The organism is Alteromonas sp. BZK5, assembly GCF_014349115.1.
Lineage (GTDB): Bacteria > Pseudomonadota > Gammaproteobacteria > Enterobacterales > Alteromonadaceae > Alteromonas > Alteromonas macleodii.
The window spans coordinates 1-12708 of sequence record NZ_JACSOE010000011.1 but is presented as its reverse complement, the minus strand read 5'-3'; the positions used below and the strand labels follow the sequence as shown (position 1 = coordinate 12708).

The 12708-nt window shown below is 45.2% G+C and carries 9 protein-coding genes; 5 read left to right on the top strand and 4 right to left on the bottom strand.

The features are described 5' to 3' along the window. Positions 1-305: 305 nt before the first annotated feature. A complete protein-coding gene (locus tag BIZ39_RS04895; RefSeq protein WP_187446489.1) occupies positions 306-1496 on the bottom strand; it encodes a PQQ-dependent sugar dehydrogenase in 1191 nt (396 codons plus the stop codon). Positions 1497-2151: 655 nt separating this feature from the next. Between BIZ39_RS04895 and BIZ39_RS04890 the strand changes: the two genes are divergently transcribed. The 4 genes from BIZ39_RS04890 to BIZ39_RS04875 all read left to right on the top strand — a co-directional run bounded on the left by BIZ39_RS04890 (position 2152) and on the right by BIZ39_RS04875 (position 6908). Beyond that, positions 2152-3036: a hypothetical protein gene (locus tag BIZ39_RS04890; protein WP_187446488.1), complete on the top strand. Its 885-nt coding sequence runs from the start codon at positions 2152-2154 to the stop codon at positions 3034-3036. 101 nt (positions 3037-3137) lie between these two features. Further along, positions 3138-4316, top strand: a complete 1179-nt coding sequence (locus BIZ39_RS04885; protein ID WP_187446487.1) for an alpha/beta hydrolase-fold protein — start codon at positions 3138-3140, stop codon at positions 4314-4316. Between the two features lie 92 nt (positions 4317-4408). Next, positions 4409-5920, top strand: a complete 1512-nt coding sequence (locus BIZ39_RS04880) for a serine hydrolase domain-containing protein (RefSeq protein ID WP_187446486.1) — start codon at positions 4409-4411, stop codon at positions 5918-5920. A gap of 472 nt (positions 5921-6392) precedes the next feature. Beyond that, positions 6393-6908: a hypothetical protein gene (locus tag BIZ39_RS04875; RefSeq protein WP_187446485.1), complete on the top strand. Its 516-nt coding sequence runs from the start codon at positions 6393-6395 to the stop codon at positions 6906-6908. A gap of 188 nt (positions 6909-7096) precedes the next feature. Here BIZ39_RS04875 and gcvP read toward each other — a convergent pair whose 3' ends face one another. The 3 genes from gcvP to gcvT form a co-directional block, all read right to left on the bottom strand. Further along, positions 7097-9994 (bottom strand): aminomethyl-transferring glycine dehydrogenase, encoded by a 2898-nt coding sequence (gcvP, locus tag BIZ39_RS04870; protein WP_187446484.1) that lies wholly within the window; start codon positions 9992-9994, stop codon positions 7097-7099. A 121-nt stretch (positions 9995-10115) separates the two neighbouring features. Beyond that, entirely contained in the window at positions 10116-10505 is a 390-nt protein-coding gene (gene gcvH, locus BIZ39_RS04865; RefSeq protein ID WP_014950360.1) for a glycine cleavage system protein GcvH, read from the bottom strand. Positions 10506-10531: 26 nt separating this feature from the next. After that, a complete protein-coding gene (gene gcvT / locus BIZ39_RS04860) occupies positions 10532-11611 on the bottom strand; it encodes a glycine cleavage system aminomethyltransferase GcvT (RefSeq protein ID WP_187446483.1) in 1080 nt (359 codons plus the stop codon). A 142-nt stretch (positions 11612-11753) separates the two neighbouring features. Between gcvT and BIZ39_RS04855 the strand changes: the two genes are divergently transcribed. Further along, complete coding sequence (locus tag BIZ39_RS04855; RefSeq protein ID WP_014950370.1) at positions 11754-12602, top strand: LysR family transcriptional regulator; 849 nt, start codon at positions 11754-11756, stop codon at positions 12600-12602. Positions 12603-12708: the final 106 nt, after the last annotated feature.

Genomic DNA, 12708 nt, shown 5'->3' with positions numbered 1-12708 from the left:
CACATTGCTCAACGGGTTGATACTAAACTCCTCCATTGATTGCTCATGGCGTAAAGGTGCTCGCAGATACACCTAAAACCATTTGCGAAACCATCTTGTTCTTGCAACACATTTTTCCTTTAGATTGTAAAAATGTGGCCCAACTTAGAAAAAGCGTCATTTAAAAGAAAAAAGGCTTTAAAAAGTCACTCAAAAACAAGACCTTATAAAGTTATCGCAGCTTGAGAGCACATATCATCACTTATCGATGTGTACTTATGTACCCTCAAAGCTTACGCTTCAGCCTCATTTTGCTTACATAGCGTCTAGTTTAGTGAATTGAGCTTTATCAGCCTTCCGCCTTCTTTATCTTCAAGCACATAGATATTGCCCTTACTGTCTTGCTCAACCTCGCGTACTCGCTTGCCCCATTCGTAGCGCTCTGCTTCTTCCACCTTCCAGTTGCCTTCATCGTCTTTATTAAATGCAACTCGAACCAGCGCTTTTGAAGACAAACCGCCTATAAAACCATTTCTCTCCCAGTCACTAAACTTATCGCCTTTGTAAATGATAAAACCGGCAGGACTTATGGCAGGCACCCACGCCAATTCAGGCGACTTAAAGATGGGGTAGTCTTCGTGGTTAGGAATTTTCACGCCTGAGTAATGGTCGCCCTGCGACACTGCTGGGTAACCATAGTTGCGACCTCGTTCAATAATATTAAGTTCGTCGCCATGGCGCGGCCCCATTTCATGAGCCCATAAATTACCTTTCTCATCAAAATCGATGCCTAGCGGATTGCGGTGCCCTAACGTCCAGATTTGTTCTGTTACGTTGCCTTGACCATAAAACGGATTATCTTCAGGCACGCTACCGTCGTCGTTTAAGCGCAGCACCTTACCTAAGTTCATCGCCATGTTTTGTGCTGGCGTGAATTTTTGGCGCTCGCCCGAGGTGATAAATAAATGGCCATCAGGTGAAAATGCCATGCGGTGAGAGTAATGCCCGTTCCCCGTCACCTTAGGCGACTGACGCCAAATTAGCTCTCTATCAGTCAGCTTCGCGCCACTATCAGATAAGGTAAGCGTGGCCCGCTCTATCACCGCACCGCTAAACGCATCGTCTTTTTCATCTCGTTCAATGTACGAAATATAAATGGTGTTATTCGACGCAAAGTCAGGGTGAATAATGACATCACCTAAACCGCCTTGCCCGCGCGCAGTAACACTTGGCACATTACTAACAGCAAAACGCTTCTGCTGGTTTTCATCAAGCAGCCATAGAGTGCCAGCTTTTTCCGTTACCAAGCTGTGCCCGTCTGGCAAAAATGTCATGGCCCAGGGGTTATCGAAGGACGCCTGAACATTACCCGTTACAGTAGTGCCCTTACTGCCCTTCATTTCAATTTGTTCAGATGTTTTCGACTGAGCAAAGGTAAAAAAAGAGGTGGCAAAAAGCGTAACCAATAGTGCGGCTCTCCGACTCTTGCTGGTTTTGTGCGTGCTTGTTGTTTGCATTAAGTTCTAGCCTTTTCGAGGGTTTGCGTACTGCTGGTTGCACGTTAAGACGTTAATTGCACGTAAACGGGCGGCGCAAAGGGTTTCAGTTAGCATTGGTTACGTAGATTTAATTAAACAGGTTTATATTATCGACTTGGTTTCGCTATTCGTGTTTTTGAGTTGTGCTCGCTTTTCCTAAACTTTCTTTAATGCAGCGACACTTTACTAAAATACCGCCTATGTTATTTTCCAAGTAGTTTTAGCAACGAAGATGAGGAGGTGATCATATGTCTAGAGTTAAGGTATTTGAACAGGCAGCTATGAGTGAGGATCGTTCTAGCTAACCCCTTTTACGCAATTGCTCTATAAGGCTGCCTAGTCAGCCCAGCTCGGAAAGCCGCATCACGTTGCTGATTGCGGCTTTTTTACTCCCTTTACAGAATTTAATTACACAGGGCTAAATGTCTCGTTAGTCGCGCGTCAACACGTGAAAACCTTTCTAATATTTATAAAAGCACATCAAAAAGATGGTAAATTGGTTAAATCGTAGAAGCCGCGCTTAAAAACTACGTAAATTAAACGCTGTTACCTTTCCTAATAGAGTCACAAAATAAAAGTACGTTTAACGCGAGACAAGGTGACGAGCGTTGAGGTTTTACCAAGGAGTAAAAAGTTGTTCAGGGTTGGACTATTCATTTTAATAACATTAGTGAAATTTGCTCATGCAAGTTCGAGTGACAGCAATGAGCAGAATAATGTTTTGGCGTTTCACGCAGACAATGCATTTCTTACTGAAAGGGTAAATCTGCAAGGCAATCCCTATTCTACTTCTGTCGATACGGTACAAATGCTAGTTGATGAAATAGGGTATACAGATCCCGTGCTTCATGTTCCACTTGTGCGTTCTTTTGCGTATATGCAGCATGGCGAAAACATTTGCGTACTTAATAAAATAAAAGCACCTGAACGCGAAAAAAATCACCTTTACTCACTACCGCTTAGCTTTTTCCAGACACAGCGTTTTTACCAACTGGCTTCACTGCCACCAATAGAAAAGGAATTTTTAGATGAAAAAGGCCGAATACTGAGCATATCTCGCGTGATAAAAGCCTTTCCAGACTCTTTTATTGTGTTACCAGAAGAATACTCATTCGGTGAAAGGATAGACGACGATCTAAAGCAAGTTAATCGAGAGCAAATCCTTCGTATAGCAAATAATATTTATTACTCTCGCTTTATGGAAATGTTTTCAAAAGGAAAGTCTGATTTTGCACTCATTTTTCCAGCAACTTTATACAGAAGTTTTGGAGAAAACATGCCTATTAAAGTACGCAGTTACTCTATTGCAGATAACCCTGACTATGTATCAGGCCACGTTATCTGCCCCAATACTCCTCAGGGTGCAGAGCACATAAAGCGTATAAACGCTGCAATAAAACGCATCTATTTAACACCTGAGTTTATTAATGCTCATACGCGCTATTTGCCCGCTCAGGACAAACAAAACTTGCGAACTATCATCGAGCAATCTATTGAAAAGTTAATGCTGTCCAATTAATGACTTGGTTATTTTTTGACAAGTTTGAGTGACTATGACAGCTTAGGTAAATTAAATTATAAAGAGAAACTCGCGCCTGATAGCGGGAAAGGGAATTTCAAATGTATCAAAAGCTTGCCTGTGTTTTTATCTGCGCCTTATTTGCTTTTAGCCTTAGCTTTCACGTAAACGCCAAAGTGCGTGGCGAGGCCGTGGTTACAACAATAAAGTCAGAAATTTTGAATGAGTCGCGAGAACTGCTTATTCACTTACCTAATAACTATTCCCGCTACAAAGACACCACCTACTCAGTTTTATATTTGCTAGATGGACAGCGTAATTTTGCCCATACCGTAGGCACGCTTGATCTGCTAAATCAGTCTGGAATGGCGCAGGAAATGATTGTTATCGGTATTACCAACACCGAGCGCACGCGAGACTTCACACCTACCTATGATGAAAGCTACAACCAGTGGGGAATATCTGGTGGTGCCGACAACTTTTTAGACTTTCTAGAAAAAGAACTAAAGCCTTACGTAGGGGCAAACTATCGCACCAATAACTACGCGATTGTTTCTGGGCATTCATTAAGCGCACTTTTTACCTTATACGCACTGCGAGAGCGGCCTGAATTGTTTCAAGCTTACTTCGCATTTAGCCCAAGTTTGTGGTGGCACGACGAAGTGATATTTCCAGAGGCAAAAGCGTTCTTTGCGTCAGATAGCGACCTTAACAAATATCTATACATAAATATGGGTAACGAAGGTGGAAACATGCTAAGCGCATACGAACGTTACGTTGAACTGCTAAATAGCAGCGAACGAAAAGGGTTTACCTTTGATACCGAGCTAGATACATCTGAAAGCCACAATACGACTGCACTTGCAGGTATGAGCTTGGCGCTTCAAAAGCAGCTAAATTCGTTACGCCCAACAGGTGCGATAATACAAGAAGGTATTCCTGCGGTAGAGCAATACTATAAAGACCTTTCTGCAAAATACGCTTTTGAAGCAAAGCCAGAATATAAAGCCGTAAACCACGCGGGTTATGCGGCGTTAAACAAACAAGACTTTGACTCTGCCATTGCAATTTTTAAGAAAAATATAGCTCGCTTCCCTAACAAATCTGATGCCTACGACAGCCTGGCAGACGGTTATGAAGCTAACGGCGATTTAGCCATGGCACTTGAAATGCGAGAGAAAGCGCTAGCAATGAGCTATGAAGAAAATGTTGAAAATGGTGCTTTTAAAACGCGGTTGGCATACTTGCGAAAGAAGATTGCGGAAGGTACAGGCGACTAGCTATCAAGTGCCTGAACTAGAAAATCGTCAGCCTTGACCGAATAATAGTAGGAACGTACTCTGGTACGTTCACTCGTAATGGAATACACATAATGACATCAATCAAGCTCTTCTCCTCTTTTACACTTTCGCTTTGTTTAGCGTCGTTATTGGGCTGTACAGAGCCTGAAACCTTTCCCGCCTCCCCTTCTGCTGCCGCAGAGTCAAAAGAAGCCAACCTTTTAAAAACAGGCCTTACTGAACGCATTCGAATTGAAGGGCAAGAGGTTGATTACCAATCTTTGGAGCAAAGACAAGCGCATTATGATGTACCTGGTGTGTCTGTCGCGTTTATGAGAAATGGGCAAATAGCTTGGACCATGCAAAGCGGCGTTAAAGATTTGACTTCTGAATTGGCTATTGATGAAAACACGGTGTTCCAAGCAGGCAGTATTTCTAAACCCGCATTTGCGGCAGTATTGATGAAGTACCGCGAAGATAACCCACTAGATTTAGATGCAGATGTTAATACCTTACTCACCAGCTGGCAGTTGCCTGAACATGAATGGACAGGGCAAGACACTGTTTCTTTACGCAGATTATTAAGCCACACGGCAGGCACCACAGTACATGGCTTTCCTGGTTACGCAGCGGGCGAACCAGTACCTACTTTGCAGCAGGTGCTAGAAGGTGTATTTCCCGCCAATACCGATGCCGTTGTTGTTGATATTCAACCTGGCACGCAAATGCGTTATTCCGGTGGCGGTACTACGCTTGCTCAGCTTACCTTGCAAGACGTAGCTAACGAGCCCCTGCCAACTCTGTCACAACGGCTTTTGTTTAAACCTTTAGGCATGACACGTTCTGGCTTCGAGCAACCCATTGCAACAAACCTATCAAACAATATGGCGACGCCGTATGACGGAGACGGTGCGCCAATTAAGGGTGGCGCCCATACCTACGCCACATTAGCAGCTGCAGGCATGTGGAGTACGCCATCAGACATGTTGAAATTGGCAAGCGGCGTGCGCAGTGCGTATTTAGGGCAGAAAACCGACTGGATATCGCAAGCCACCGCGCAAAAAATGTTAACCAACAATACGCCAAGCACTGAGCCGCCTAACGTAGGAATAGGCTTTTTTATCAACATGAGTGACGATGGAGAAATTCTGGGCTTTGGTCACGGTGGCGCAGATGCTGGGTTTATGTCGCAGCTATACCTTGAACTAGATACCGGCAACGGCTACGCCATTATGACGAACGGCAATAACGGCAGGCAGTTAATAACTGAACTAGAAATACGCTTAAAAGAAACGTTAAACGTAGGTTACTCGGAAGCTGAGGTTAGGAAGTTAGTACCCATAAGCCAAAAGGAACTGAGTAAATACATTGGAACCTACGTGGTAACTAACCCAGTTAACGTTGATGTGGTACTAGAAAAAACAGTCAATGGTTTTGTGCTTAACGCCTTACCTTATGTTGAAAATGAAGAGTATTTTCATGAGGGTGGCGGGCGATTTTTTGCGAAGAATGGAAGTAGCGTTCGTTTTGAGATGGATGATGGAAATGGGCTGGTTAAGACGCTTGTTATGGATGGGAATATTCGGGGTGTTAGAAAAGAATAGATCATCGGGAGTGAACTGATACATGCCCCTAATTCTTTTTTTGTACCAGTTGCCGCCGTTAGTATATTCGAAGCCAGGCGGCTGCTATGTACGTATTGCGGTCGTTCAGGTGCGAAACATCAAACAATAGGGTCGAGGGAGCTATCGAATCTCAGAAGGACAATGCCTGCCGTCAAACGGAAAAGTATTGCCTCGACGTTAATCAGTTGGATAACTTCAAGAATCTAAAAGCGTCTCTTCGGTTAAACCGCGCGAACAAAGCTAGTTTTGCACAAATAGCCTTATTACAGTTCCGGTAAAGCCGTATTAAGTTATCAGTAGTTTAATGGTGGTAAGTCGGATGAAAGCCTCATAATCATAACCTTTAAGCTATCTGTTATTGAAGAAAAATGCACTTTTCTGAAATGAATACTGTTCAGTTTTGGTCTAAGAATTGCTCTTTATTATCATCAATTAATAGTTCGGCAAAATTATGCTCATATCATCCAGTTACGCAACGTCTCCCATACAAACATATAAGCAGTCTGAAACAAAGCCCCAAAATGTCGTTGATGAAGCGCCTACAAGCCAAGGAGATACAGTCATACTTTCAAAGCCAGCGCTAGATCTGGCTGCGAAGGAAAAAGGCAGAGAGTTTTCGAATAGTTTTGTGATGCAAGTAGCCAATCAAAGCAATCAAAAAGCCGAAGAAATGCTTGCGGCTTTTACATACGGACTTAATAACCCTTTAATCGATATCTCTAGCTTGAATCCGGCTACAGGTGACGGAGCAACATACACTAGAACTGGTCAGCCAGTAACTGATGCAAGTGAAGTTCTCTTTGCTAGCCAGAACGAATCATTGCTTAAACGAAATGAAATTTTGATTGCTCAAGAACGAGAGAAAGGCACCTCGGCAGCTACGATACTTGAAAAAGTAATGCAATCGATTGATCAGCAACCACAAAGCTATAAGGACAAAATAGACTGGTCCAGGTTATCTTCTTAAAATCAAAGACTGCCAATAAATTCCGATATCAACTTATAACAAAAGCAATAAGCAGATATCACATCATTGGACGTCCGCTCTTTGTCTAAAACGGACTTCTAAACACTAAAACTTGAAACAAAAAAGGCGAACCAACCGGTTCGCCTTTCAAATCAATCAAGCTCTAACAGCAACGCAGCTAAACCACCCTACTCTTCAACATAGCTCTCAATACTAGGGCAAGAACAGATCAGGTTCCGGTCGCCATAAACGTCATCAATACGGTTAACCGTTGGCCAGAACTTGTTTCTGTGTACTTCTGGAGCTGGGTACGCCGCTAGCATGCGGTCGTAGCTGCGGTTCCAGTCGCTATCACAGATATCCGCTAGTGTGTGCGGTGCATTGTGTAGCGGGTTGTCAGTGGCATCCCACTCACCGCTTTCTACTTTCGCAATTTCTTGGCGAATGCTAACCATCGCGTTAATGAAACGGTCTAGTTCGTACTTAGCTTCCGACTCGGTTGGCTCAATCATAAGCGTACCCGCTACTGGGAAGCTCATGGTTGGCGCATGGAAACCGTAGTCGTTTAGGCGCTTCGCGATATCTAGCTCGGTTACACCGCTTGCTTCTTTAAGCGGGCGAAGGTCAATAATACACTCGTGCGCCACGCGGCCATTGTTGCCTTTGTAAAGCACTGGGAAGTGCCCTTCTAGCTTCTTCGCCACATAGTTAGCATTAAGAATAGCGACTTCGGTTGCACGGCGAAGACCTGCGCTACCCATCATTTTGATGTACATGTAGCTAATAGGCAGAATTGATGCACTGCCCCATGGTGCTGCCGATACCGCACCACAGTCTTTGCCTGCCGTTTCTACGTTAACAACCGTGTGGTTTGGTAGGAAAGGCGCAAGGTGCGACTTAACACCAATTGGTCCCATACCTGGGCCACCACCACCATGTGGAATACAGAAAGTTTTGTGTAGGTTAAGGTGCGACACGTCTGAACCAATGAAGCCAGGTGACGTAATGCCCACCTGCGCGTTCATGTTCGCGCCGTCCATGTAAACCTGACCGCCGTATTGGTGAACAATGTCACAAATCTCGCGTACGGTTTCTTCATATACACCGTGGGTAGACGGGTATGTGATCATGGCGCACGATAGGTTATCGCCCACTTCTTCCGCTTTCTTGCGAAGGTCGTTAAGGTCTACGTTACCTTTGCTATCACACGCTACTACTACCACTTTAAGGCTAACCATTTGCGCAGACGCAGGGTTAGTACCGTGGGCAGAGCTTGGAATTAGGCACACGTTTCTGTGACCTTCGCCACGGCTTTCGTGGTAACGCTGAATAGCCAATAGGCCTGCGTATTCACCTTGAGCACCTGAGTTAGGCTGCATTGAAAGCGCGTCGTAACCTGTTACGTTAATTAACCACTCGCTAAGTTCGGCAATCATTTCTTGATAGCCCGCTGCTTGGTCTAGTGGCGCAAACGGGTGAAGCTGACCGAATTCAGCCCATGTTACTGGGATCATTTCAGCCGTTGCGTTTAGCTTCATGGTGCACGAACCCAATGAAATCATTGAGTGGTTAAGCGCCAAGTCTTTGTTTTCAAGGCTCTTGATGTAACGAAGCATCTCTGTTTCAGAGTGATACTTGTTAAACACTTCGTGTGTTAGGAAGTCGCTAGTACGTAATAAACCTTCAGGAATAGATTTTACGTCTTGCGTGGTTACTTCTGCATCCAGACCTTCCACTGTTAAGCCGTGCTCTTCACCAAGAAGTACGTCGAATAGCGCAACAATGTCTTCACGTGTGGTAGTTTCGTCTAGCGACACACCTACCGCACCTTCAAGGTCAGCACGTAGGTTCATGCCTTTTGCGTAGGCTTTTGCTAGTACGTCTTCTTTGTTGTCTACCATTACGGTTAGCGTGTCGAAGTACGTGCAGTGCTTAAGGGCTACACCTTTCTGGTTCAAACCAGTAGCAAGAATGTCGGCGAAGCGGTGAATGCGCTCAGCAATAGTTTTAAGGCCTTGAGGGCCGTGGTACACCGCGTAGAAGCTTGCCATGTTGGCTAGCAGCACCTGCGCTGTACAAATGTTCGAGTTCGCTTTTTCACGGCGAATGTGTTGTTCACGGGTTTGTAGCGCCATGCGAAGTGCTGGGCGACCACGGGTGTCTTTACTTACACCGATAATACGGCCAGGTAATGAACGTTTGTAGCTATCGCGTGTAGCAAAGAATGCCGCATGCGGGCCACCATAACCCATAGGTACACCAAAGCGCTGTGCACTACCAAGTGCCACGTCTGCACCTAGCTCGCCAGGCGACTTAAGCATTACTAAGCTCATAAGGTCAGCGGCTACTGCTACAATGCCTTTTTTCGCTTGTACCGCAGCAATGATGTCGCTGATGTCTTTTACTTCACCGGTAGAGGTTGGATATTGAAGTAGCGCACCGAATACGTCATGTTCTGCTGCTTCTTCTGCCGCACCTTTGATGATTTCAAAGCCAAACATTTCAGCGCGAGTTTCAACCACGTCAACCGTTTGCGGGTGAACGTCGTTCGCAATAAAGAACGCATTCGCTTTTTTGTTCTTAGACACACGCTTAGCAAGGCCCATGGCTTCTGCTGCCGCTGTACCTTCATCAAGCAGTGACGCTGATGCTAGCTCTAGGCCAGTTAGGTCAATGGTTACTTGTTGGAAGTTAAGAATAGCTTCCAAACGACCCTGGGCAATTTCTGGCTGGTAAGGCGTGTACGCTGTGTACCAACCTGGATTTTCTAGCACGTTGCGAAGAATAACGTTTGGTACGTGGGTATCGTAGTAACCCATACCAATGAAAGAACGGTTAATTTTGTTCTTTTGCGCAACGGCTTTAAGTTCACTTAATGCTTCAACTTCTGTCGCCCCTTCACCACATTTTAGTGGCTCTGGTAGCGCAATACCTGCCGGTACAGTTTGCTCAATTAAATCGTCTAGTGAGCTTGCACCAATAGCAGACAGCATTTCTTCAATTTCGCCTTTACCCGGGCCAATGTGGCGGCGGATAAATGTATCTTTTTGCTCTAGTTGAGCCAATGTAGGGGAAGTATTCGACATAACGTTGTTAAGCACTCGTAATGGTTGCCGCAAGGGCGCGTTAAATCTTTAAGTTAAAAAGGGGCTGAATTATCTTCATGCCCCTTTTCAAATTATGGTTCTTTTAAAACTGCGTAACGAATTACTCTTCGTCGATGCTGTTTTCGTAGCCTTCAGCGTCTAGTAGACCTTCTACTTCTGCCGCATCGTCAGCTTTAATTTTGAATAGCCAACCGTCGCCGTACGGGTCAGAGTTAACTAATTCTGGAGAATCTTCTAGGTCTTCGTTAATTGCTACGATTTCACCTGAAATTGGCGCGTAAACGTCAGACGCTGCTTTTACCGATTCAGCAACACATACGTCGTCGCCAGTGCTTACTGCGTCGCCAACATCTGGCAAATCAACGAAAACCATGTCGCCAAGTAAGCCTTGTGCGTGCTCAGAAATACCTACAGTGAAAACACCGTCACCTTCAGGGCGAACCCATTCGTGCGTAGCGGCATAGCGTAAATCAGTTGGGATGTTGCTCATAATCGTTCCTGTTATTCTCTGTTAACTTATAAAACACTTTTTCCATTGCGAACAAAGGAGGGCTTAACCACTTTTACTGTAACCCACTTTTTGCGCATTTCCACTTCTACTGTTTCACCAACATCACTTGGTACTCGTGCCATCGCAATTGAGTGACCTAGAGTTGGAGAGAACGTACCTGAAGTGATAACGCCTTCGCCGCTTTCTGTTTTCACTTTAAGACCGTGACGCAGCACGCCTTTTTCAGTCATCACCAAGCCTACTAGCTTGTCGGTACCCGCTTCGCGCTGCGCTTCTAGTGCTTTGCGCCCTACGAAGTCACGATCAGCCGGTTCCCATGTAATTGTCCAGCCCATGTTGGCGGCTAGTGGCGATACGGTTTCGTCCATATCTTGGCCGTACAGGTTCATGCCTGCTTCTAGGCGAAGTGTGTCGCGAGCACCTAAGCCGCACGGCTTAACGCCCGCGTCTAGCAGTGCTTGCCAGAAACTTTCCGCTTGCTCAGTTGGCACCATAATTTCATAGCCTGCTTCACCGGTATAACCTGTGGTAGCGATAAACAAGTCTTCGGCTTGTACACCAAAGAATGGCTTCATGCCCGCTACCGCTTCTTTTTGCGCTGCGCTGAACAAGGTGGCGGCTTTTTCTTTTGCGTTAGGGCCTTGTACGGCAATCATGGCAAATTCAGGGCGCTCGGTGATGGTTACGTCAAAGCCTTCTGCTTTGCTCATTAACCAGTTCATGTCTTTTTCGCGCGTTGCTGAGTTAACCACTAAACGATAGTTAGTTTCGTCGAAGTGATAAACGATAAGGTCGTCTACAACACCGCCTTCTTCGTTAAGCATGCCGCTGTAAAGCGCTTTGCCTTTGTCTTTTAGTTTTGCCACGTCGTTGGCTAAAAGGTACTGAAGATACGCTTTGGCTTGTGCGCCTTTTACATCAACAATGGTCATGTGAGACACATCAAACATACCGGCGTCTTGACGCACAGCGTGATGCTCTTCAATTTGTGAACCATAGTTAATTGGCATATCCCAGCCGAAGAAATCGACCATTTTCGCACCGGCTTCTAGGTGCTTTGCGTGTAGGGCGGTGGTACTAGACATTCCACTTACTCTTTTTAATTTGAAAGGTAGAAAACGAAATTGAGTATAGTGAGCTAACGTTTATGCAACAAATTGGAATTTCTTATCAATACATTTATATTTATAATGTATTGGTTAAACTACATTAAGATTGCAAATCAACATGAAGCAGCTTTCCCTTGATACCTTACGCACCTTCGTTAGCGTTATTGAGCTTGGTGGCTACGCTAAAGCGGGCGATTTTTTGGGCCGTTCTCAACCGGCAATAAGCCTACAAATTAAAAAGCTAGAGTCGCAGTTAGACCGCAAGCTATTTACTAAAGTTGGGCAACGGCATGTACCTAGCGCCGACGGCAATTGGCTGTACCCAAAGGCGAAAGAACTGCTAGAGCTTAACGATAACATCTTTCGCAGCTTGACCCCTGCCCCGCTAAGCGGTCGCTTGCGCCTTGGCATTCCCAATGAATTTGCTTCTACATTATTGCCGGGCCTAATTGGCGAATTTTCAAAGCGCTATCCCGATGTATCACTTGAAGTGACCTCTGCCTTAAGCCGTGATTTGCTGCATCCGTCGCAGCGCGATCATTTCGATTTGATTTTGGCGTTGGTGAATCCGGGCGAGCAAACAGAAGGCGAAGTAGTGTTAGAAGATGACGTAGTTTGGGTTGGCGACACGGCTCATCCGTTGGTTGGCAACAATATCCCTTTGGTGCTTGCTCCCGACGGTTGTATGTATCGAAGCCGCGTTATTGAACAGTTAAAGCAGCAAACCTTTGCATGGAAAATTAGCTATACCAATGCAGATTTAGGTGGATTGGTTGCCGCCATTCAGCAAGGTTTAGGTGTGACAGCTCTAGCAAAATCTAGCTTACCGGCAAACCTTGTAGCGCTAAACCACCCGCACCTGCCCAAGCTAGGCAAGGTCAACATTTGCTTATTTAACCAAGACACTCAGCACCCGGTAATAAGTAAAACACTCGCCGAATTTTTTAAAGTTCGGCTAACCCAATAAAAATTGGGGGGTCAGAGTCTGAGGTATCCCCACAAATAATATTGCGATATCAATAAGATAAAAAAGATAGGAACATTCATGACGTTTGGTGATCAGATCAATCGCC

Bases quoted from the DNA above. Each gene is read 5' to 3' on its own strand.
- BIZ39_RS04895 (WP_187446489.1), bottom strand. From the start codon at position 1,496: ATGCAAACAACAAGCACGCACAAAACCAGCAAGAGTCGGAGAGCCGCA.
- BIZ39_RS04885 (WP_187446487.1), top strand. From the start codon at position 3,138: ATGTATCAAAAGCTTGCCTGTGTTTTTATCTGCGCCTTATTTGCTTTT.
- BIZ39_RS04880 (WP_187446486.1), top strand. From the start codon at position 4,409: ATGACATCAATCAAGCTCTTCTCCTCTTTTACACTTTCGCTTTGTTTA.
- BIZ39_RS04875 (WP_187446485.1), top strand. From the start codon at position 6,393: ATGCTCATATCATCCAGTTACGCAACGTCTCCCATACAAACATATAAG.
- gcvP (WP_187446484.1), bottom strand. From the start codon at position 9,994: ATGTCGAATACTTCCCCTACATTGGCTCAACTAGAGCAAAAAGATACA.
- gcvH (WP_014950360.1), bottom strand. From the start codon at position 10,505: ATGAGCAACATCCCAACTGATTTACGCTATGCCGCTACGCACGAATGG.
- gcvT (WP_187446483.1), bottom strand. From the start codon at position 11,611: ATGTCTAGTACCACCGCCCTACACGCAAAGCACCTAGAAGCCGGTGCG.
- BIZ39_RS04855 (WP_014950370.1), top strand. From the start codon at position 11,754: ATGAAGCAGCTTTCCCTTGATACCTTACGCACCTTCGTTAGCGTTATT.